The 21,562-nt window shown below is 63.0% G+C and carries 17 protein-coding genes and 1 riboswitch; of the genes, 11 read left to right on the forward strand and 6 right to left on the reverse strand.

What is annotated here, in order from left to right; all coding sequences use genetic code 11:
• Nucleotides 1–124 precede the first annotated feature (124 nt).
• The gene (locus PSOLE_RS11345; protein WP_074855091.1) at nt 125–1,564 is read right to left on the reverse strand and encodes a TolC family outer membrane protein; all 1,440 of its coding nucleotides are present in this window, start codon (nt 1,562–1,564) and stop codon (nt 125–127) included.
• Nucleotides 1,565–1,787: 223 nt separating this feature from the next.
• Nucleotides 1,788–1,894: riboswitch (TPP riboswitch) on the forward strand.
• Nucleotides 1,895–1,991: 97 nt separating this feature from the next.
• Here PSOLE_RS11345 and thiC point away from each other — a divergent pair.
• The 10 genes from thiC to PSOLE_RS11395 all read left to right on the forward strand — a co-directional run bounded on the left by thiC (nt 1,992) and on the right by PSOLE_RS11395 (nt 13,329).
• Nucleotides 1,992–3,875, forward strand: coding sequence for a phosphomethylpyrimidine synthase ThiC (thiC, locus tag PSOLE_RS11350; RefSeq protein WP_074855092.1), 1,884 nt, complete (start codon nt 1,992–1,994; stop codon nt 3,873–3,875).
• 105 nt (nt 3,876–3,980) lie between these two features.
• Nucleotides 3,981–4,580, forward strand: a complete 600-nt coding sequence (locus tag PSOLE_RS11355) for an NUDIX domain-containing protein (RefSeq protein WP_074855093.1) — start codon at nt 3,981–3,983, stop codon at nt 4,578–4,580.
• Complete coding sequence (locus tag PSOLE_RS11360) at nt 4,571–5,023, forward strand: DUF1249 domain-containing protein (protein WP_021487849.1); 453 nt, start codon at nt 4,571–4,573, stop codon at nt 5,021–5,023. The genes PSOLE_RS11355 and PSOLE_RS11360 overlap by 10 nt, the downstream gene beginning before the upstream one ends.
• Before the next feature lie 198 nt (nt 5,024–5,221).
• Nucleotides 5,222–6,037: a 3',5'-cyclic-AMP phosphodiesterase gene (gene cpdA / locus PSOLE_RS11365; RefSeq protein WP_074855094.1), complete on the forward strand. Its 816-nt coding sequence runs from the start codon at nt 5,222–5,224 to the stop codon at nt 6,035–6,037.
• A gap of 109 nt (nt 6,038–6,146) precedes the next feature.
• Nucleotides 6,147–6,758, forward strand: coding sequence for a YqiA/YcfP family alpha/beta fold hydrolase (locus PSOLE_RS11370; protein ID WP_074855095.1), 612 nt, complete (start codon nt 6,147–6,149; stop codon nt 6,756–6,758).
• Nucleotides 6,759–6,773: 15 nt separating this feature from the next.
• Nucleotides 6,774–8,672, forward strand: coding sequence for a DNA topoisomerase IV subunit B (parE, locus tag PSOLE_RS11375; RefSeq protein ID WP_074855096.1), 1,899 nt, complete (start codon nt 6,774–6,776; stop codon nt 8,670–8,672).
• Nucleotides 8,672–9,655 carry an esterase-like activity of phytase family protein gene (locus PSOLE_RS11380; RefSeq protein ID WP_074855097.1) on the forward strand — a complete coding sequence of 328 codons (984 nt, stop codon included), beginning with the start codon at nt 8,672–8,674 and terminating at the stop codon, nt 9,653–9,655. Before parE ends, PSOLE_RS11380 begins: the two co-directional genes overlap by 1 nt.
• A gap of 35 nt (nt 9,656–9,690) precedes the next feature.
• The gene (locus tag PSOLE_RS11385; RefSeq protein ID WP_178112468.1) at nt 9,691–10,176 is read left to right on the forward strand and encodes a TIGR02281 family clan AA aspartic protease; all 486 of its coding nucleotides are present in this window, start codon (nt 9,691–9,693) and stop codon (nt 10,174–10,176) included.
• 7 nt (nt 10,177–10,183) lie between these two features.
• Nucleotides 10,184–12,433, forward strand: coding sequence for a DNA topoisomerase IV subunit A (parC, locus tag PSOLE_RS11390; protein ID WP_074855099.1), 2,250 nt, complete (start codon nt 10,184–10,186; stop codon nt 12,431–12,433).
• Between the two features lie 173 nt (nt 12,434–12,606).
• Complete coding sequence (locus tag PSOLE_RS11395) at nt 12,607–13,329, forward strand: PqiC family protein (RefSeq protein ID WP_074855100.1); 723 nt, start codon at nt 12,607–12,609, stop codon at nt 13,327–13,329.
• 183 nt (nt 13,330–13,512) lie between these two features.
• Here PSOLE_RS11395 and hldE read toward each other — a convergent pair whose 3' ends face one another.
• The 5 genes from hldE to PSOLE_RS11420 form a co-directional block, all read right to left on the reverse strand.
• Complete coding sequence (gene hldE / locus PSOLE_RS11400) at nt 13,513–14,934, reverse strand: bifunctional D-glycero-beta-D-manno-heptose-7-phosphate kinase/D-glycero-beta-D-manno-heptose 1-phosphate adenylyltransferase HldE (RefSeq protein WP_074855101.1); 1,422 nt, start codon at nt 14,932–14,934, stop codon at nt 13,513–13,515.
• Nucleotides 14,935–14,995: 61 nt separating this feature from the next.
• Nucleotides 14,996–16,378, reverse strand: coding sequence for a PIG-L deacetylase family protein (locus tag PSOLE_RS11405; RefSeq protein ID WP_074855102.1), 1,383 nt, complete (start codon nt 16,376–16,378; stop codon nt 14,996–14,998).
• 4 nt (nt 16,379–16,382) lie between these two features.
• A complete protein-coding gene (locus PSOLE_RS11410; RefSeq protein WP_074855103.1) occupies nt 16,383–17,279 on the reverse strand; it encodes a GNAT family N-acetyltransferase in 897 nt (298 codons plus the stop codon).
• The gene (gene msbA, locus PSOLE_RS11415; protein ID WP_074855104.1) at nt 17,279–19,108 is read right to left on the reverse strand and encodes a lipid A export permease/ATP-binding protein MsbA; all 1,830 of its coding nucleotides are present in this window, start codon (nt 19,106–19,108) and stop codon (nt 17,279–17,281) included. Before msbA ends, PSOLE_RS11410 begins: the two co-directional genes overlap by 1 nt.
• Nucleotides 19,109–19,239: 131 nt before the next feature.
• A complete protein-coding gene (locus PSOLE_RS11420) occupies nt 19,240–20,442 on the reverse strand; it encodes an O-antigen ligase family protein (RefSeq protein WP_084343983.1) in 1,203 nt (400 codons plus the stop codon).
• Nucleotides 20,443–20,506: 64 nt separating this feature from the next.
• Here PSOLE_RS11420 and PSOLE_RS11425 point away from each other — a divergent pair, with 64 nt between their 5' ends.
• A complete protein-coding gene (locus tag PSOLE_RS11425; protein ID WP_074855106.1) occupies nt 20,507–21,562 on the forward strand; it encodes a hypothetical protein in 1,056 nt (351 codons plus the stop codon).

The raw sequence follows: 21,562 nt of genomic DNA on the forward strand, positions 1-21,562 counted from the left end.
GGGTAGGGTGGGCTTCAGCCCACCACATCCAGAGCGGCCACTGTTGGTTGGCTGAAGCGGTTCGCCACCCGCCCCCTACGCTCTGTCTGATACGCAACCGCACTTGAAAGGTCCAGCGCTTGCCTCAGAAATCCTGAGCGTTCTGCAGGCGTGCTTCGGCGGCAGACGCCAGGTCCGGCGGCAGGAAATCCTTGTCCGGGTTGTAGTCCGGTTTGAGGAAACTGCCCAGCGCTTCCAGATCGGCCGGGCTGAGGGTGCCGGCGGCCTGTTTGAGGCGCAGGTTGTTGAGGATGTAGTCGTAGCGCGCATCGTTGTAGTTGCGCACGGCGCTGTACAGCTGACGCTGGGCGTCGAGCACGTCGACGATATTGCGGGTACCGACCTGATAGCCAATCTCGGTGGCTTCCAGCGCACTCTGGTTGGAGATGATCGACTGGCGCCGCGCCTGCACGGTCTCCACATCGGTGTTCACCGCACGGAACAGGTTGCGGGTATTCTGCACCACCTGACGACGCAGGCTCTCGCGCAGCTGCTCAGTCTGCCCCAGGCGCTGGTAGGCCTCGCGTACCTGCGAGCTGGTCAGGCCACCGCTGTAGATCGGAATGTTCAGTTGCAGACCGATGGAACGCTGTGAAACGTCGCCACTGAAGGGACGCCCAGTCGCCGCACTGTTGGTAAAGCCCAGGCTGTCGTTGTCGCCCTGCTGGTAACTGGCCACGGCATCCAGGGTCGGCGCATGGCCGGCCTTGCGCTGCCGCAGGTTCTCTTCGGCAGCCGTCACCGCATACAAACTGGCCTGCAGGTTGAGGTTCTGCGCCGCCGCCGTATCGACCCAGGACTTGGCATCGTTCGGCGTTGGCGCCAGCACTGGCAGGCTGTGCACGATCCCTTCGACCGCCACGTAATCGCGGTTGGTCAGGGTCACCAGCGCTTCGAAGGCATCATCTACCGCGCGCTCGGCGAGCAGGCGATTGGCACGGGCGGTATCGAAACCGGCCTGCGTTTCGAGCACGTCGGTCTTGTCGGACAGGCCGACATGGAAGCGCTCGTTGGCCTGATCCAGCTGACGCTTGAAGGCCGCCTCTTCGGCCCGGGTCGAGGCCAAGTTGTCCTGGGCGCGCAGCACGGCGAAGTAGGTTTCGGCGCTCTGCAGGATCAGGTTCTGCTCGGTGGCAGACAATTCCAGCGCAGCCTGCTCGCTGGTGGCCTCGGCCGCCTGCAGCTGGAACCAGCGATCAGCGCGGAACAGCGGCTGGCTGAGGTTGGCCTGATAGACCAGACCACTGCGCGAACTGGTGGCGCTGGGCGAATCGATTTCGGTGCGCGTATCGCCGTAGTTGGCGCCCGCGGACAGGTTGGGCAGCAGGCCGGCACGTGCTTGCGGCACCACTTCACGGCGAGCCTGATAATCGGCGCGCGCGGCAGCAATATCTGCGTTGTTCTTCGCCGCTTCCTGATACACGGTGACCAGATCGGTCTTGCTCGACAGCGGGGCCTCTGCGGCCTGAGCCAGGCCCACCGAAGCGGCGGCCACGGCGATTGCCAGGGAAAGTCTGCGCAACATGATGGATGTCGATCCTTGAGTAGGCGGTAATCGGCAAGGCTACGGCCCGCTGCAGGCAGGGGTCAAGCGCGCCATGGACGGCATCAGTCTAGCAGGCGGCAAGCTATGTTGCTCGTCGGCAACAATCCGCCATCAGCAGCGTGAGCAGTCGCTTTCCGACGCATGGGTCGATATTTATTGACCACCGAGTTGGTTTTCTCCTATCAGCTTGTTTAGACTGCCCAAGTTCTTGTCGGGGTGCCCCAAATGCGGGGCTGAGATTGGCAGCTGCCGGATCCCGTTGAACCTGATCAGGTTAAGGCCTGCGTAGGGAACAAGATGTCCTCGCCAGTGTACCGGCGAGTCCTCTCGGCACCGCCCACGGTGTATCTCGCGCCCTTCGTCCGCTCAGGTTCCAACTCCGACATCTATCCCGGAGAGAGCCTTGATGAGCACACAACAACAAAAGAACCTGAGCGAAAGCGCCCAGGTCGACCAGCAGTCGGTACAGCCCTTCCCCCGTTCGCAGAAAGTCTACGTACAAGGCTCGCGCCCGGACATCCGCGTGCCGATGCGCGAGATCAGCCTGGACGTGACGCCGACCGACTTTGGCGGTGAGATCAATGCGCCAGTCACCGTCTACGACACCTCCGGCCCCTACACCGACCCGAACGTCACCATCGACGTGCGCAAGGGCCTGGCCGACGTGCGCAGCGCCTGGATCGAGGATCGCGGCGATACCGAAAAGCTGCCGGGCCTGTCCTCGGAGTTCGGCCAGCGCCGCCTCAACGATGCCGAGCTGTCGGCGATGCGCTTCGCCCACGTGCGCAACCCGCGCCGGGCCAAGGCCGGGCACAACGTCAGCCAGATGCACTACGCCAAGAAAGGCATCATCACTCCGGAGATGGAATACGTCGCCATCCGCGAAAACATGAAGCTGGCCGAAGCGCGTGAAGCCGGCCTGCTCAATGAGCAGCACGCCGGCCACAGCTTCGGCGCCAGCATTCCGAAAGAAATCACTCCCGAGTTCGTGCGCAGCGAAGTCGCCCGTGGCCGCGCCATCATCCCGGCCAACATCAACCACGTCGAATTGGAGCCGATGATCATCGGCCGTAACTTCCTGGTGAAGATCAACGGCAATATCGGCAACTCGGCGCTGGGATCGAGCATCGAGGAAGAAGTGGCCAAGCTGACCTGGGGCATCCGTTGGGGCTCGGATACGGTGATGGACCTGTCCACCGGCAAGCACATCCACGAGACCCGCGAGTGGATCATCCGTAACAGCCCCGTGCCGATCGGCACCGTGCCGATCTACCAGGCCCTGGAAAAGGTCGGCGGCATCGCCGAGGACCTGACCTGGGAGCTGTTCCGTGACACCCTGATCGAGCAGGCCGAACAGGGTGTGGACTACTTCACCATCCACGCCGGTGTTCTGCTGCGCTACGTGCCGCTGACCGCCAAACGCGTCACCGGCATCGTTTCGCGCGGCGGCTCGATCATGGCCAAGTGGTGCCTGGCGCACCACAAGGAAAACTTCCTCTACACCCATTTCGACGACATCTGCGAAATCATGAAGGCCTACGACGTCAGCTTCTCGCTGGGCGACGGCCTGCGTCCGGGCTCGATTGCCGACGCCAACGACGAAGCGCAGTTCGGCGAACTGGAAACCCTCGGCGAGCTGACCAAGATCGCCTGGAAGCACGACGTGCAGTGCATGATCGAAGGCCCCGGCCACGTGCCGATGCAACTGATCAAGGAGAACATGGACAAACAGCTCGAATGCTGCGACGAAGCGCCGTTCTACACCCTCGGTCCGCTGACCACCGACATCGCCCCGGGTTATGACCACATCACCAGCGGCATCGGCGCGGCGATGATCGGCTGGTTCGGCTGCGCCATGCTCTGCTACGTCACACCCAAGGAGCACCTGGGCCTGCCGAACAAGGATGACGTGAAGACCGGCATCATCACCTACAAGATCGCCGCGCATGCCGCCGACCTGGCAAAAGGTCACCCGGGCGCACAGATCCGCGACAACGCACTGTCCAAGGCGCGCTTCGAGTTCCGCTGGGAAGATCAGTTCAACCTGGGGCTGGACCCGGACACTGCACGCGCTTACCACGATGAGACGCTGCCGAAGGATTCGGCCAAGGTCGCGCACTTCTGCTCCATGTGCGGGCCGAAGTTCTGCTCGATGAAGATCACCCAGGAAGTGCGTGAATACGCCAAGGATCAGCGCATCGACGCCGTCGACCTGGACGCCGAACAGGGCATGCAGGCCAAGGCTGCGGAGTTCAAGGCGCAGGGTAGCCAGCTGTACCAGAAGGTGTAACGGCGTACTTTCCGTCAGCCAGGCTTGATCGGCGGGGCGGATGCTCGCTAGTGTGATGCGTAACGGGCCGCAGTTTGGCCCGTTACGACTATCTGGGGAGCTGCCATGGGCAAAGACGACATCGACATCATCGAGCGCGAGAACTGCTTTCGCGGCTTCTACCGCCTCGACCGGATCAAGCTGCGCCATCGCCAGTTCGCCGGCAACATGGGCCCGCAGCTGACCCGCGAGCTGTTCGTGCGTCACGATGCCGTCTGCGTGCTGCCTTACGACCCGCAGCGCGATGAAGTGGTGCTGATCGAGCAGTTTCGCGTCGGTGCCATGGACAAGGCCGCCAATCCCTGGCTGCTGGAGCTGGTCGCCGGGCTGATCGACAAGAACGAGGAGCCCGAAGAAGTCGCCCGCCGCGAAGCGGTCGAAGAAGCCGATCTGATTCTTGGCCCGCTGTGGCCAATTACCCAGTATTTCCCCTCCCCTGGCGGCTCCGATGAGTTCGTCCATCTGTTTCTGGGTCGCTGCGACAGCAGCGGTGCCGGTGGCGTGCATGGCCTGCCCGAGGAAGGCGAGGACATTCGCGTGCACGTGATGCCGCTGGCCGATGCCCTGGCTGCCGTGCGCGACGGACGCATCAACAACGCCGCCAGCATCATCGCCCTGCAATGGTTGGCGCTGAACCGCGACGAAGTGCGGGGGATGTGGTCGTGAATCTGCTACGCGAGCGCTATCGGGTCGACCTGGTCGAGCTGCAAGCGGCTTGCGAGGCCAACTACGCGCGCCTGATGCGCCTGCTGCCGAACATGCGTGAGCACACGGAAAGCCGCCGCGTGGCGCTGAGCCAGGGTGAGCATCTGCTCGGCGTGCTGGCGCTGGACGTGTTGGAAAGTTGCCCCTACACCACCACCCTGTGCGTGCGCCAGGAACACAGCCTGCCCTGGCTGCCGGTGCCGCAGCTGGAAGTGCGGGTCTATCACGATGCGCGCATGGCCGAGGTCGTCAGCGCAGAGAACGCGCGCCGCCTGCATATTCGCTACCCCTATCCCAACGCGGCCATGCACCAGCCGGACGAGAAGAGTCAGCTCAACCTGTTCCTCGGCGAATGGCTGAGCCATTGCCTGGCCTGCGGGCACGAACCGCAGCCGGTGATGTAAGCCGGCGATCAAGCTTTTCGGTGCCTGGCCGATAGCGCGGCGTTGTATTGTTTGGATGGCCCGCCCTGCCTGACGACTGTCGCGAACGATGGCAAAAAGCGCTTCTGGCGTTTTTCTGTGACCTGCGTCTGCTTCCCGGGTTTTCCCTTTACTGCGGCAACCACCATAATTCACCCGATTGCGCCCTAGGAGACGGTCTTGCCGAGCCTGCCCACCCAATCCACTGATTCCTCGGTACTGCTGGTGCAGTTGTCCGACAGCCATCTGTTCGCCGAAGCGGACGGCAAGCTGCTGGGCATGGATACGTGCGACAGCCTGCAGCGGGTGATCGAACGGGTCCTGCAGGAGCAGCCGCAGATCGACCTGATTCTGGCTACAGGTGATCTTTCGCAGGATGGCAGCGAAGCGTCGTATCAGCGCTTTCGCCAACTCACCTCAGCCATCGACGCACCAACCCGCTGGCTGGCCGGCAACCATGACGAAATCCCCCCCATGCAGGCTGCCTGCCAGGGCAGCGAGCTGCTGGAGCCAGTAATCGACCTTGGCGCCTGGCGCATCGTCATGCTCGACTCCTCGATCCCCGGCGCGGTGCCCGGCTTTCTTGCCGACGGCCAACTCGAACTGCTCGAACGCGCCCTCAGCGAAGCACCGCAGCGCCATCACCTGATCTGCCTGCACCACCATCCGGTCGCCATCGGCTGCAAGTGGATGGAACCCATCGGCCTGCGCAACCCCGACGCCCTGTTCGCCGTGCTCGACCGCTACCCGCAGGCGCGCACCGTGCTCTGGGGGCATATCCATCAGGAGTTCGACCAGCAGCGCGGCAATCTGCGCCTGCTCGCCTCACCTTCGACCTGCGTGCAGTTCGCGCCGGGCAGTGAAGAGTTCCAGGTCAGCAGCGAAGCCCCTGGCTACCGCTGGCTGCGCCTGTATGCCGATGGCACGCTGGATACCGGCGTCTCGCGCGTAACCGGCATCACGTTCGAAATCGATTACAGCGTCAAAGGATATTGAAACAGCGGCAGGCCCACGCCAAACGCGTATCCTGACAGACACGCTCTGCTGTTTCCTGCAGCTTGCCGCTTACAGCTTAGCGCTGCTTTTTGTAGTAGCCTCCCGCACCATGACTGCATCCATTCTCTATATTCACGGCCTCAACAGTTCGCCGGCCTCGCACAAGGCCAGCCAGTTGAGCCGCGCCATGGCCCACCTGGGTCTGGAAAACCAGTTGCGCGTACCGGCCCTGCATCATCATCCGCGTCAGGCCATCGCCCAGTTGCAGGCGCTGATCAGCGAACTCGGCGCGCCGCTGCTGGTGGGCAGCTCCCTGGGCGGCTATTACGCCACTTACCTGGCCGAGCAGCACGGGCTCAAGGCGCTGCTGATCAATCCAGCCGTAAAGCCGCACCTGCGCTTCGATGGCTACCTGGGCCCGCAAAAGAACTACTACAGCGACGAGACCTGGGACCTGACCGCGGATCACGTCCACGCCCTGGCCGAACTGGAGGTGGCGCCGCCATTGGACGCCAGCCGCTACCAGGTATGGCTGCAAACCGGCGACGAAACCCTCGACTACCGCGACGCCGAGCGTTACTACCGTGCCTGCGCCCTGCGCATCCAGGCCGGTGGCGACCACGGTTTCCAGGGTTTTGCCGAACGCCTGCCGACCCTCTTCGCTTTTGCCGGTATTAACGCCACACTCTGGCGTGATACCGACTTTTCCGCATTCAATTGATGACCAAGAGACCCTATGGCCCAGCAGAACGCCTATAACGCAGACGCCATCGAAGTCCTTTCCGGCCTCGACCCGGTGCGCAAGCGCCCGGGCATGTACACCGACACCACGCGCCCCAACCACTTGGCCCAGGAAGTGATCGACAACAGCGTCGACGAAGCCCTGGCCGGGCACGCCAAGTCGATCCAGGTGATCCTCCACGAGGACAACTCGCTGGAGGTGCTCGACGATGGTCGCGGCATGCCGGTGGACATCCACCCGGAAGAAGGTGTGCCGGGCGTCGAGCTGATCCTCACCAAGCTGCACGCCGGCGGCAAGTTCAGCAACAAGAACTACCAGTTCTCCGGCGGCCTGCATGGCGTCGGCATCAGCGTGGTCAACGCCCTGTCGACCCGCGTGGTGGTCACCGTCAAGCGTGACGGAAACGAGTACCAGATGAGCTTCGCCGATGGCTTCAAGGCCAGCGAGTTGCAAGTCATCGGTACTGTCGGCAAACGCAACACCGGCACCAGCGTGCATTTCTGGCCGGATGCCAAGTATTTCGACTCCTTCAAGTTCTCCGTCAGCCGCCTCAAGCATGTGCTCAAGGCCAAGGCCGTACTCTGCCCGGGCCTGAACGTCAGCTTCGAAGACAAAGCCTCGGGCGAGAAGGTCGAGTGGCATTACGAGGACGGCCTGCGCTCCTACCTGGTCGATGCCGTCAGCGAGTTCGAGCGCCTGCCGGCCGAGCCGTTTTGCGGCAGCTTGGCAGGCAACAAGGAAGCCGTGGACTGGGCGCTGCTGTGGCTGCCCGAGGGCGGCGACGCGGTACAGGAAAGCTACGTCAACCTAATTCCCACTGCGCAGGGCGGCACCCACGTCAATGGTCTGCGCCAGGGGCTGCTCGATGCCATGCGCGAGTTCTGCGAGTTCCGCAACCTGCTGCCGCGCGGCGTCAAGCTGGCACCGGAAGACGTCTGGGAGCGCATCGCCTTCGTCCTCTCGATGAAGATGCAGGACGCGCAGTTCTCTGGCCAGACCAAGGAACGCCTGTCCTCCCGCGAGGCCGCCGCCTTCGTCTCCGGCGTGGTCAAGGACGCCTTCAGCCTGTGGCTCAACGCCCACCCGGAAACCGGCCTGCAACTGGCCGAGCTGGCCATCAGCAACGCCGGTCGTCGCCTCAAGGCGGGCAAGAAGGTCGAACGCAAGAAGATCACCCAGGGCCCGGCGCTGCCCGGCAAGCTGGCCGACTGCGCGGGGCAGAACCCGCTGCGTTGCGAGCTGTTCCTGGTCGAGGGTGACTCGGCCGGCGGCAGCGCCAAGCAGGCACGCGACAAGGAGTTCCAGGCCATCATGCCGCTGCGCGGCAAGATCCTGAACACCTGGGAAGTGGACGGCAGCGAAGTCCTGGCCTCGCAGGAAGTACACGATATCGCCGTGGCCGTCGGTATCGATCCCGGCTCCAGCGACCTCTCCGGGCTGCGCTACGGCAAGATCTGCATCCTTGCCGACGCCGACTCCGACGGCCTGCACATCGCCACCCTGCTCTGTGCCCTGTTCGTCCGTCACTTCCGCCCGCTGGTGGATGCCGGTCACGTCTACGTGGCCATGCCGCCGCTGTATCGCATCGACCTGGGCAAGGAGATCTTCTACGCTCTGGACGACGCCGAGCGCGACGGCATCCTCGACCGCCTGGTGGCCGAGAAACGCCGCGGCAAACCGCAGGTCACCCGCTTCAAGGGCCTCGGCGAGATGAACCCGCCGCAACTGCGCGAAACCACCATGGACCCGAACACCCGGCGCCTGGTGCAGCTGACCCTGGATGACTTCGAAGGCACCCGCGAAGTGATGGACATGCTGCTGGCGAAGAAGCGCGCTGGTGATCGCAAGAGCTGGCTGGAAACCAAGGGCAACCTGGCCGAGGTACTGGCCTGATGCGCAACCACCTCCTTGCACTCGGTCTGTTGGCTGGCGTGGCCAATGCCGAGCCAGTAGTGCTGGAAGAGCTGCAACTGCAGGCCGAGTATCCGGTGACGGAGATGCCCAATGGCAACCTGTCGGGCCTGGCGATGTGCGGCGAGACCTTGTGGGCAGTATCCGACCGTGACGATGACCGCCTCTATCAACTGCACCGCGAAGAAGGCCTGCTGCGCGCCGAAGCAGAAACCTTCGTCGCCCCCGACCCCCCCGAGAGCGCCCTGCCCTGGGGCCTGCGCATGCGCAACTGGGCGGCCGGCCTGGTACGCGGTGGCGCACTGGATTTCGAGGGAATGTCCTGCGACGCGCAGGGTAACCGCTATCTGGTCAGCGAAACCCGCGCCGCCGTACTGCAGGTGAGCAGCAACGGCAATGCGCAGTGGCTCAACCTGCCCAGCGGCCTGGTACGCCAGGCGCGCGCCAGCGGCATGCTGCTGCATTTCAACCAGGGCTTCGAAGGCATCGCCATCGATCCGGCCGGTGACCGCCTGTGGCTGGCTGCCGAACAGCGCCGCCGCGGCCTCACTGTACTGCATCGTCGCGGCAGCAGTTGGCGTTGTACCGGCGGCTGCGTGCTGACCAGCGAAAGCGGTGACGAGGCGTCGCCCGAAGCGCTCGGCGGCCATATGGCGCCACGCGACTTCTCCGGCCTGGCCTATTTCGGTGAAAAGCTCTTTACCCTGGAGCGTCAGGCCCACCGTATCTGCCGGCGCACCCTGAGCGATGGTGTCGCGGAGATCTGCTGGTCGTTCGCCAGCGAAGCCCTGAGCGAACCACGCCGCTACGCACCGGACTACGGCATGGCCGAAGCGCTGTGGATCGACAAGGATGGCGCCTGGATCGGCGTCGACAACGGCAGCCAGACCCGCGCCGATGGCGAAGAGCGCCCCATCGTCTGGCGTTTTGCCGCGCCCAAGGGCGGCTGGAGCCGGCGCCCGTGAGCGAACAGACGCCGGGCCGTCGTGCCGGACGAGTGATGTTGGTGCTCGCCTGGGGCGCCGGCCTGCTGCTGGCCACGCACTTCTTCGGTAACTGGGAAGATCGCCAGCGCAACCCCAACCAGACGCCGCAGTCGGTGCATGGCGATGGTTTCGTCGAGGTGAGCCTGGCCAGCAGTCGTCAGGGTCACTACCTGGTCAATGGCCAGATCGATGGGCATGACGTGACCTTTCTGCTCGACACTGGCGCCACCCAGGTGGCAATACCCAGCGCGGTGGCCGAGCGTCTTGGCCTGCAACGTGGTGCGCCGATCATCATCAGCACGGCCAACGGCCGTGCCACCGGGCATCGCACACGCCTGGACAGCCTGCGCCTGGGCGATATCGAACTGCGTGACGTCGCCGCACTGATCGCCCCAGGCATGGACGGCGACGAAGTGCTGCTGGGCATGAGCGCCCTGAAACAACTCGAATTCAGTCAGAAGGGCGGCACCCTGGTGCTGCGCCAATCAACCTTGCAATGAGGCCCGCATGAGCGAATCCCTCGATTTGAGCCTGGAAGGCGTTGAACGCCGGTCACTCGCCGATTTCACCGAGCAGGCTTATCTCAACTACTCCATGTACGTGATCATGGACCGCGCCCTGCCGCACATCGGCGACGGCCTGAAACCCGTACAACGGCGCATCATCTACGCCATGAGCGAATTGGGCCTGGACGCCGACTCCAAGCACAAGAAATCCGCGCGTACCGTCGGTGACGTGCTCGGCAAGTTCCACCCGCACGGCGACAGCGCCTGCTATGAAGCCATGGTGCTGATGGCGCAACCGTTCAGCTACCGCTACACCCTGGTCGACGGCCAGGGCAACTGGGGTGCACCGGACGATCCCAAGTCCTTCGCCGCCATGCGCTACACCGAAGCGCGCCTGTCGCGCTATTCGGAAGTGCTGCTCGCCGAACTCGGCCAGGGTACGGTCGACTGGGTGCCGAACTTCGACGGCACCCTGAACGAGCCGGCGACGCTGCCGGCGCGGCTGCCTAACCTGCTGCTCAACGGTACGACGGGTATTGCAGTCGGCATGGCCACCGACGTGCCGCCGCACAACCTGCGGGAGGTGGCGGCGGCCTGCGTGCGCCTGCTCGATGAGCCCAGCGCCACGGTCGAGCAGCTGTGCGAGCATATTCAGGGCCCGGACTTCCCCACCGAAGCCGAGGTCATCACACCCAAGGCCGACCTGCTGAAGATTTACGAAACCGGCCGCGGCTCGGTACGTATGCGCGCCATCTATCGCATCGAGGACGGCGACATCGTCGTCACCGCCCTGCCGCACCAGGTCTCCGGGGCCAAGGTACTGGAGCAGATCGCCGCGCAGATGCAGGCCAAGAAGCTGCCGATGGTCGCCGACCTGCGTGACGAGTCGGACCATGAGAACCCGTGCCGCATAGTCATCATCCCGCGCTCCAGCCGTGTCGATGCCGACGAGCTGATGACCCACCTGTTCGCCACGACCGACCTGGAATCCAGCTACCGGGTCAACACCAACGTCATCGGCCTCGACGGCAAGCCGCAGGTCAAAGATCTGCGCACCCTGCTCAGCGAATGGCTGGTGTACCGCGTCGGCACCGTGCGCCGCCGCCTGCAGTTCCGCCTGGACAAAGTCGAACGCCGCCTGCACCTGTTGGAAGGTTTGCTGATCGCCTTCCTCAACCTCGACGAAGTCATCCGTATCATCCGCAGCGAGGATCATCCCAAGCCGGTGCTGATGGAGCGCTTCGGCCTCACCGAGGTGCAGGCCGACTACATCCTCGACACTCGCCTGCGCCAATTGGCTCGCTTGGAAGAGATGAAGATCCGTGGCGAGCAGGACGAACTGGCCAAGGAGCGCGAGAAACTCCTGGCCCTGCTCGGCAGCGAAGCCAAGCTGAAGAAGCTGGTACGCAAGGAAATCATCGAGGACGCCGAGAAGTACGGCGATGACCGCCGCTCGCCGATCGTCGCCCGCGCCGAGGCTAAGGCCCTTTCGGAAACCGAGCTGATGCCGACCGAGCCGGTCACCGTGGTGCTCTCGGAAAAAGGCTGGGTGCGCTGCGCCAAGGGCCACGATATCGATGCCACCGGCCTGTCCTACAAGGCCGGCGACGGCTTCAAGGCCGCCGCGCCCGGGCGCTCGAACCAGTACGCGGTGTTTATCGACTCGACCGGCAGGAGCTATTCGCTCGCGGCCCACTCACTGCCTTCGGCACGTGGCCAGGGCGAGCCGCTCACCGGTCGCCTGACCCCACCGCCGGGTGCCACCTTCGAATGCGTGTTGCTGCCGGAAGACGGCGCGCTGTATGTGATCGCCTCGGACGCCGGCTACGGCTTCGTGGTCAAAGGCGAGGATCTGCAGGCCAAGAACAAGGCGGGCAAGGCCCTGCTTAGCCTGCCAACCGGCGCCAGGGTGGTCGCACCCAAGCCGGTCACCAGTCTGGAAGACGACTGGTTGGCCGCGGTGACTACCGAAGGTCGCCTGCTGCTGTTCAAGGTCGCCGATCTGCCGCAACTGGGTAAAGGCAAGGGCAACAAGATCATCGGCATTCCAGGCGAGCGAGTGGCCTCGCGTGAGGAATATCTGACCGATCTGGCCGTACTGCCCAGCGGCGCCAGTTTGGTTTTGCAGGCCGGGAAGCGTACCCTGACACTCAAAGCCGACGACCTCGAGCATTACAAGGGCGAGCGCGGCCGCCGCGGTAACAAGCTGCCGCGCGGCTTCCAGCGTGTCGACCAGCTGCTGGTGGAATAGCGTCGGCAACACGCCCCCGTTCGTCCGGGATATCCGCGCTACCAGCCAGCAGGCAAGGCTGGAGTCATCGCGCGGTTTGACGGATGATACGCGCCCCGGGTCATGCACAAATGACCCCACAGCATGATATGGGATCGATATGCAGCTGCCCCAGAAGCGGCTGCCTGGAATTAATGATGACTGTAGTACGCCCTGTGGCTCTGCTTCTGACCACGCTGCTCGTATTGAGTGGTTGCAGTCTGCTGCAGCAGAAGCCGGTTCCCCTTTACCAACTCGACAGCGGCCAGGCCGTGACGCCGACCCAGGACAACGGTGTGACCGTACTGGTCGGCCCGATCAGCGTGGCCGATTACCTGCGCCAGCAAAATCTGCTGCAACGTCAGGCCGATGGCAGCCTGGTGGCCGCGCAGGACGCTCGCTGGGCCAGCGGCCTGGCCAACGACATCGACCAGCAGTTGCTGCGCCAGTTGGCCTGGCGCCTGGACAGCCAGCGCCTGGCCCTGGCGCCGGCGGCACCAGGCTTCAGTGCCGATGCACAGGTCATGCTGACCATCACCCGCCTGGATTCCGGCCCGACTCAACCCGCCGTGCTTGAGGCGCAATGGCGCCTGCTAGACCGCCGTGGACAACTGCGCGACAGCCGCCTGATCCGCCTGGAAGAAGCACACGGCGGCGCCCTGGCTGAACAGGTCAAGGCTCAGAGTCTGCTGCTGCAACGCCTGGCCGCTGAGTTGGCAGTGGCCATTCAACCCATCGCCGCCGCCGATCCGGCACCCGAAGCGCCGCGCAAGAAGGCGCCGGTGGCCAAAGCCAAACCGCAGGAACCTGACACAGCCGGGCCGAAGATTCCGGTGGCAGAACCGATCAAGATCGACACCGAAGTCTTCCGTTTCTAGGGATATCCTCCATCCATTCAACGCCACTCCCGCAAAAGCGGGAGCCTGGATGGGGGTGTGGGCTGTGGATGCCCATCTGCATGGGCATGCAGGCGTTTGCAGTGTGCGCCCGAACGATTCTCTGCTGCCAACTGACAGACATTGCGCACACCAGAGCCAACGGGCGATGCCATACGCAATGCGTTACTTGCTGCGGATCTTCTCGACGATGGCGGTGGTGGAGCTGTTCTCCACCAGCCCGAGTACGCGCACTTCGCCGCCATAGGCCTGGACGATATCGGCACCTACCACCTGATCAATACCGTAGTCGCCGCCCTTGACCAGCACATCCGGCTGCACCTGCTTGAGCAGGCGCTCGGGCGTGTCTTCACCGAAGCTCACCACCCAATCCACCGCCCCCAGGCCGGCGAGCACTGCCATGCGCCGGTCGACGGCATTGATCGGACGCCCCGGACCTTTCAGGCGACTGACCGAGGCATCGTCATTGACCGCCACGATCAGGCGGTCGCCCTGCGCGCGGGCCTGTTCCAGATAGGTCACGTGGCCGGCATGGAGAATATCGAAGCAGCCATTGGTGAATACGATCTTCTCGCCGTGAGCCCGCGCATCCTCGATGGCGATGAGCAGTTGATCCAGGCTCAGCACACCACGCTCGGAACCTTCCTCGCGCTGCACGGCGCGGCGCAGTTCCGGTGCGCTGATGGCCGCCGTGCCCAGTTTGCCAACCACGATGCCGGCCGCCAGATTGGCCAGAGCCACGGCGTTCGGCAACTCTTCGCCAGCGGCGATCGACGCAGCCAAGGTAGAGATCACCGTATCTCCGGCACCGGTGACGTCGAACACTTCGCGGGCCCGGGCCGGCAGGTGCAGCGGCGCATGTTCGGGGCGCAGCAGGGTCATGCCGTGCTCGCCACGGGTTACCAGCAAAGCGCCCAGCTCCAATTCGCGCATCAGTTTGGCGCCTTTGCTGACCAACTCGGCCTCATCGGCACAACCGCCGACGATCAGCTCGAACTCGTGCAAGTTAGGCGTGATCAGGCTGGCACCATGGTAGATGGAAAAGTCCTTGCCCTTGGGATCGGCCAACACCGCAATGCCCTTGTTGCGCGCCGCCTGGATCAGTACCTGATGGTTCTGCAGCGCCCCCTTACCATAGTCCGACAGCACCAGCACCTTGACCCCATCGAGCAGTGCATCGACCTCACGTGCCAGAGCGGCGGCGTCGGTTCTGAACGGTTCCTCGAAGTCCATGCGCAGCAACTGCTGGTGGCGGCTCATCACCCGCAGCTTGACGATGGTGGGCTGGTCATCGATACGCTGGAAATGGGTTTCCACCCCCACGCCCTGCAGGCTGTCGCTGAGGCTGTCGGCGGCTTCGTCCTCACCCGTGACGCCAACCAGCAGCGCCCGCGCACCAAGTGCCGCGATATTCAGTGCCACGTTGGCAGCACCACCTGGGCGGTCCTCGATCTGGTCGACACGCACCACGGGCACCGGGGCTTCGGGAGAAATCCGCGAGGTGCCGCCATGCCAGTAGCGATCGAGCATCACATCGCCCACCACCAGAACGGTGGCTTGGTCATAGCGGGGCATGGATAGTTTCATGGCAGCTCCAGAAGGGGAGAAAAACGGGAAAAATCATAGCATGGCGAATACGGCGGGCAGCTCAGAGCGGGCGAACCCAGAACAGTTCGTGGCGACGCACGGCCTTGCGGAAGAACTCGTCTTCGCCCGTGGCCGGCCAGCGACGTCCGGCCAACAGTTGCTGAATCAAGCGGCGCAGGCGCCTTTTCAGCGGCAGCGGGCCTCGCAGATCATGCTGCAGGCCGAGTGCCATGGCCTTGTCCAGTTGCCGCTCGGCATCCAGCGTCGGGCTCCACAAGCGATCAGCCGGCAGCGCCGTCAGCGCCGGCGGCAGGGCAATGCCATTACCGGCCGGGCCCATCGGCCAGCGGTCGTTGTCATGCAGATGATTGGCATAGAGTAAGAGTGTTGTCGGCTGCCAGCTCGTGCGCTGGCAGGCCTCGAGCACGGCGCGGGTGCTGGCGACGTGATCGTGGTGCGGGTCCAGCTCAGGGTGCGGGGTGAGCAGCACTTCGGGGCGGTAATGCTCGATCACGGCGACCAGATCGGCGATCAGGTTGTTCCAGGTCGGCTGGCCATCGGCGTCCGCCGGCAGCGTCAGCGGGTTGTGACAGCGCACGCTGCGAATATCGCTCTCGCCCGACTCCCGCGAGCCAAACGGCGTTTGCGGTTGCTCGGCCATGGCCGGCAGTTGCAGGCAGTAGTAACCGAGCTGCACACAACGCGCTTGAGTGACCCCTCCCCAGAGCGGCGCGGCCAGGCTGTCCCAGGCGCGCAGCCGCCCCTTCAGGCGAGCGGCGGCAGCCTTGTCCAGGCCGAGGCGCTGATAGTTTTCGGCCTCGATCTCACCCTGAGTCAGGGTGACGATTGCCGTGTCGGACGAGCGGCTGTACTGACCAAAAGCCGCCAACTCGGCATCGTCGGCATGCGGCGCGATGATCAGCATGCGCTGTTTACTGAAGTCCGGGTTACGCATGGCGTGCAGGCGCAGCTCGCCATCTATTCGGCAAAACCGTGGAACGATGCTTAGCCCGTTCGCCTGCTGTCCGGATAAATTGAGGTAACGACGCCCGGCAACGCCGCGCTCGAAATCCTGACGGTCATCGCCGAGCAGAACATGCGGGTCAAGCCAGCGCCCGAGCCATGTTGCCGTCAGACGCAGCTCGAGGATCTGCGTGTCACGGCCCTCCAGCCCCGCCTCGACATGCAGGACGCCTTGCTCGATACGCGCCGGCAGACTCAGACAGTCATCGGGAAAGTCATAGCGATAGTCGTCGCGCGGCGAATAGAACAGGTGATCGGCAAACCAGGCCTCGTGCGCCACCCAGCCCAGCACCAGCAGCAGAGGCGGCAGCCACCAGGCAACGCACACACCCAGTACCAGCAGGGCCAGCAGCGCCACTGACAAGCCGATACGTTTGTTGCGCCGGTGGCGCCTGAGCAGTTGTTGCTTGCGTCCGTTCATCGCCTCACACCTGATAGACCGGCACCCGGTTGCACCAGCGATCCTTGTATTCGCGGTCGGCGCGCCCGAAGGAGTAACGCAGCGGCTTGCCCAGCGCCCGCGCCTGCTCCCATTCACTCTGCGTATTGACGAAGCTGAGCACGCTGCCGGGGCTGAACTCGCGCTGCTGTGGGTCGACCCCACCGTTGATGTATTCCAGGCTGACCCATTGCGGCGCCTCGACGCGATAGAGCACCTGGATCGCCACCGGCTCGTCGTTGAGATAGATCAGCGAGCCGGTCATGAAATCGCGCAGCCGGGTGAACACCTCGGCCAGATGATCCTTGCCGGTGGCCGCGAAGCCCCAGCGGCGCTGGAACAGATCGGCGTAGATGCGCGCCTGCTCCTCAGGCGTCAGCTCCAGCATCGGCCGGATCACCCCGCCCGCCTCCTCCAGCAAACGCTGTTCACGGCGCTGGTTGTAGCGGAACTTCTTGCTGTACTGCTCCGGCTCGCGGGCCAATGCCAGCCCTTCGGGCTGCTCGCTGATGCCGGTAAGTTGAGCGGCATTGAGCTCGGACAGATAGCGCACCCGATGACGCAACGGCACATGCGCATCGGCAGCCAGCGGCAGGATGATCTCGGCATTGCCCAGGTCGAACAGGCCACGCTTGCCCTGCTGTTTGAGCACATCCTTGGACAGGGCCAGGTGTCGCCCCCAGGTCGGGATAGCAGCTTTTAGCTCACCACCTGACTGCCATCCCAGATAGCGCACCGGGATACCGGCCAGATCGGCCAGCCGTGCCACCACCTCGGGGTGAGTGGCAACGCTGCCACCGAAGCGCGCCCAGACCTCGGCGTAGTCAGCCGCATTGATTGGCGTCCAGCCGCGCTCACGCCAGAATTGCAGACGATTCAGCATCAGGCGTTCAGCTCAGCTACGACGGACTCGTCGCCATCCTCGAACTGCTTGGCATGCAATCTGGCGTAGTAGCCATTCTGTGCCAGCAACTCGGTATGCGTACCGCGCTCGACGATTTGCCCCTGATCCATCACCAGAATCAGATCGGCCTTCTCGATGGTAGTCAGGCGGTGGGCGATCACCAGCGTGGTACGACCCTGCATCACCTGATCCAGCGCCGCCTGGATATGCCGCTCGGACTCGGTATCCAGGGCCGAAGTGGCCTCGTCGAGAATCAGCAGCGGCGCATCCTTGAGCAGCGCACGGGCAATGGCCAGGCGCTGACGCTGGCCACCGGAGAGCAACACGCCGTTCTCGCCGACCAGGGTGTCATATCCCTGCGGCATCTTCTCGATGAACTCGGCGGCATAGGCATCGGCGGCCGCCTGCTGCACCGCTTCCAGCGGCGCGCCGGCCAGATCGCCATAGGCGATATTGTTGCGCACCGTGTCATTGAACAGGGTGACGTGCTGAGTCACCAGAGCAATGTGGCGACGCAAATTGCTCAGGGTGTAATCCTCGACATCGACACCATCGAGCAGGATCTGCCCCTGCTCATGGTGATAAAAACGCGGAATCAGGTTGGCCAGGGTCGACTTGCCGCTGCCGGAGCGGCCGACCAGCGCCACCATCTGCCCTGGCTCGGCGACGAAAGAGATGTTGTTCAGCACAGGTTTTTCCGCACCGGGGTAGCTGAAGCTCAGATCCTTGACGTCCAGCCGGCCGCTGATGCGTTCTCGAGCCTGGGTACCACGATCATCTTCCGGCTCCTCGTCGAGTTGCTCGAAGATACTCTCGGCACCCGCCAGGCCTTTCTGAATCGTCGAACTGACCTCGGACAACTGGCGAATCGGCTTGGGCAGCAAACCGGCCAACGTGATGTAGGCCACCAGATCACCCGCCGAAGCATCGCCACGCAACAGCAATACCAGAAACATCAGCACCGCCATGGCGCTGTAAATCACCAGTTGCAGTGACGGCGTATAGACGGCATTGGTCTTGACCATCTTCAACTGTTTGAGCTTGTTCTCCTCGCTGGCCTCAAGAAAACGCTGTTTCTCGTAGTCCTCACCACCGAAGCTGCGTACCACGCGATACCCCTGAATACTCTCCGAGGTCACATGCGTGACATCCCCCATGCTGGTCTGGATCTTCTTGCTCTGCTTGCGGAATTTCTTGCTGGTGCTGGTGACCATCAGGCCGATGACCGGCAGGATCGCCACCATCACCAGGGTCAGCCGCCAGTTCATCCACAGCAGGGTGGCGAAAAGGAACACCACCGTCATACCTTCGCGCACCACCACCTTGATCGCATCGGTGGCGGCACCGGTGACCATGGTCACGTTGTAGGTGATGCGCGAGATCAGGTGACCGGAGTTGTGGTTGTCGAAATAGCGATTGGGCAAGGTCAGCAGGTTGTTGAACAGCGCCACACGCAGGTCCTGCACCAGCCCCATGGAGACCTTGGCCAGGTAGTAGTTGCCCAGGAACGAGCCGACGCCTTGCCACAGGGCGATCAGCACGATCAGCAACGGCACGGCCTGCAGCAGCTTGAGATGGGCCAGCCAGGGCGCATGCTCGAGCAACCAGGGCACGCCTGCGAACAGGCTGGCATCGGGGTTGGACAGACCGTCGACGAAGTACTTGAGGATGTAACCCAGCATCGGCTGGGTGGAGGCGAAGATCAGGAAGCCGAAGATACTGATGGTGAAAAGCCCCCAGTAGGGGACCACGTAGCGCAGCAACCGCAGATACACCTTCATGCTGGATTGCTGGTTGGAATTGGCCATTCGGCTCGCCTCACGCACTGGCAGGATTAGCAAGGAGCGGATTGTACCAGCACGCTTCCGTTACGCATCCCAGCACGCTCAGAAGTTTTATACCCAGGCATGGTGCAGCACTGGGCATAAGACCGGCCAATTCAATCGAGCCGCTGAATGCCAGGCCCGGCGCCGCCCCGACGGACAGCGAGTGCCATTGCCAGCCCGATGGGCAGCCAGGTGACAAACCACTCAGCGCGAGGACTATCCCAGAGACTAGCCGCATCGAATTGCAGGGCGACAAAGGAAACCAGAAGACTGCTCAGCAACAGCCGCCCCTCCCATGAAAATCGCTCAAGCCAGGCAACACGGAAAGCCGCAAGCCACAGCCCACTCCAAAGCAGCAACCCCGGAATCCCCAGTTCGATGGCAGCGTGAGTGAAAGCGTTATGAGAATGATCGAACCCATCAGGGAAATTGGCGGTATAAACGCGGTACTCCGAGCCAATTCCCAGACCAAGCCAAGGATTATCCATGATCATCTGCACGCTGGAGGCGAATATCTCCGGGCGATAGGAGAACCCCCGCTGCAGAATGAACGGCATGAACAGAACCGCACCAACAACAGCCAAGGCGCAGGTAATCAGCGCGACCAGCCAGGCGATGCGCCCGCCGTTCCACAGCGGCATAGACAGCAGAGCCAATGCGAGAGCCAACATGGCACCGCGGCTCTGCCCGAGCACGACAAATGCGATCAGCAAAGAGATCAACCCGGCCCATACGAGGCGTTGCCAAGGCTGACGCGGTATGAACTGCAGCCCCCACATCACGGCCAACGCCATCACATAAGCGCCGAGGATAGGATGACCTGCCTGCCCTATACCATCGAGCCTTGCTTCCAGCGGGTTCATGCCTTGCACATAGAACAGATAGAAACTGACCGGACAGGACAGCGCCAGCGCAACGAATGCCAGGCCCAAGCCCTTCCATACGAATGCTGGGCGCAACTCCGCCAGGATCAGAAAAAAAGCCAGAAACAAGGCAACGTAGACAACCCGCTTGAGCTCCTTGGGCGGCGCTTCGGCCACCGTCCACAGCGTGCTCAGCGCCGCCCAAGCCAACAGTGCCAACAATAACCCCAGAAACACTTTGTTCGCCGACCAGATCGGCTGCAACCGTTTGTACAACGCAAACAATGCGACCAGTGCCGGCAGCCAGAGCAGTAATACCAACCCTTGCTGGTAAAGTTTGTTGCTAGGCAACCAGACAATGCCAAACAAAAACCACAGATAACCCGCGAACAGGACGCCAACGGCCCAGGTACTGCGAACGCCTACCATCTTCACTCCGTTAAGATGAGCCATCTGACGACAGCCTTGTATTCAGGGATGGTATTCTACACGCCATCAAGATACTGGCTCTTCCTCAATGACCCACGCTACACAACTGGTCTACCTGGCTTTCGGCGCAGCGACCTATCAACGCGAAGCCGTGTTCAGCATCGTCAGTGCACTGACGCATGCCCATGAATGCAAACGCACCGAGCCTTTCAGTATTCGGGTATTCACTGATGACCCGAGCTTTTTCGACAAACTCCCGGTGCAGATCTGTGCGATCGATCCGAGCTGGGCGGGCCCGCACCGCTACCATTTCCGGATCAAGCACATGGTGCTCAAGGAGGCATTGCAGAATTGCGAAAAGGCCGTTCTGATTGATACCGATACTTTTTTTCGCGAATCGCCCGCCGCACTGTTCAATCGCGTCGCTCCGGGAAAACTTCTCTGCAATGCGATAGGACGACCACTCAGCGAAGCCTCTCCCCTGCCTGCCGAGATGCTGGCTCGGCTGGAACAGGCCAAGCTTCCTCTCACGACCTTGCGCCAGACCAATTCCGGGGTCATAGGGCTAATGCAGAGCGATCAGAGCCTGCTGGAGCGCTCCATCGCCTGGATGGATGAATTGCGACCGATGGCACCAGAGCTTTACACCCTGGAAGAGCTTTGCCTGGCTCTCGCCGCACACGGACGGATGGAACTCAATGCCTGCACCGATGTGATTCATCACTACTGGAGCCGCAAGGCACAGTTTCGCGCGAAGGTGGAGGCATGGTTCAGCAAGCATCACATGACCCCCCTCAGCCAGGAGGCAATGCAAGACACCCTCCTTCTGAATGACCGTTTGCCGCGCCCACCTCAGCCGTACCGTAGCTGGCAAAAGCTTGTAACCCGGCTGGTTCCAAGCGAGCGCCGACAGTTCTTACGTGAACTGCTTTATGGGTGCCACAGCTACCCCAACGAGTTCGACCGTGCATGCGCCAGCGCCTGGTGGGACAAGGCTGTCATCAATGCCCAGGAACGACTCGGACGACCATTGACGGCCGCGGAGCTGCAGCTATGGCTCAAAGACCCTGTACTGAAAATGCTGGCCGGAAACCATTATCAGGCTCTGCACTCTCATATACTCGCCCGCTTCGCAGCCAACTGA

This window comes from Pseudomonas oleovorans subsp. oleovorans (assembly GCF_002197815.1).
Lineage (GTDB): Bacteria > Pseudomonadota > Gammaproteobacteria > Pseudomonadales > Pseudomonadaceae > Aquipseudomonas > Aquipseudomonas oleovorans.

Excerpts from the sequence above, each read along its gene's own strand:
- PSOLE_RS11345 (WP_074855091.1), bottom strand. The coding sequence starts at position 1,564 with ATGTTGCGCAGACTTTCCCTGGCAATCGCCGTGGCCGCCGCTTCGGTG.
- thiC (WP_074855092.1), top strand. The coding sequence starts at position 1,992 with ATGAGCACACAACAACAAAAGAACCTGAGCGAAAGCGCCCAGGTCGAC.
- PSOLE_RS11355 (WP_074855093.1), top strand. The coding sequence starts at position 3,981 with ATGGGCAAAGACGACATCGACATCATCGAGCGCGAGAACTGCTTTCGC.
- PSOLE_RS11370 (WP_074855095.1), top strand. The coding sequence starts at position 6,147 with ATGACTGCATCCATTCTCTATATTCACGGCCTCAACAGTTCGCCGGCC.
- parE (WP_074855096.1), top strand. The coding sequence starts at position 6,774 with ATGGCCCAGCAGAACGCCTATAACGCAGACGCCATCGAAGTCCTTTCC.
- PSOLE_RS11380 (WP_074855097.1), top strand. The coding sequence starts at position 8,672 with ATGCGCAACCACCTCCTTGCACTCGGTCTGTTGGCTGGCGTGGCCAAT.
- PSOLE_RS11385 (WP_178112468.1), top strand. The coding sequence starts at position 9,691 with ATGTTGGTGCTCGCCTGGGGCGCCGGCCTGCTGCTGGCCACGCACTTC.
- parC (WP_074855099.1), top strand. The coding sequence starts at position 10,184 with ATGAGCGAATCCCTCGATTTGAGCCTGGAAGGCGTTGAACGCCGGTCA.
- PSOLE_RS11395 (WP_074855100.1), top strand. The coding sequence starts at position 12,607 with ATGATGACTGTAGTACGCCCTGTGGCTCTGCTTCTGACCACGCTGCTC.
- hldE (WP_074855101.1), bottom strand. The coding sequence starts at position 14,934 with ATGAAACTATCCATGCCCCGCTATGACCAAGCCACCGTTCTGGTGGTG.
- PSOLE_RS11405 (WP_074855102.1), bottom strand. The coding sequence starts at position 16,378 with ATGAACGGACGCAAGCAACAACTGCTCAGGCGCCACCGGCGCAACAAA.
- PSOLE_RS11410 (WP_074855103.1), bottom strand. The coding sequence starts at position 17,279 with ATGCTGAATCGTCTGCAATTCTGGCGTGAGCGCGGCTGGACGCCAATC.
- msbA (WP_074855104.1), bottom strand. The coding sequence starts at position 19,108 with ATGGCCAATTCCAACCAGCAATCCAGCATGAAGGTGTATCTGCGGTTG.
- PSOLE_RS11420 (WP_084343983.1), bottom strand. The coding sequence starts at position 20,442 with ATGGCTCATCTTAACGGAGTGAAGATGGTAGGCGTTCGCAGTACCTGG.
- PSOLE_RS11425 (WP_074855106.1), top strand. The coding sequence starts at position 20,507 with ATGACCCACGCTACACAACTGGTCTACCTGGCTTTCGGCGCAGCGACC.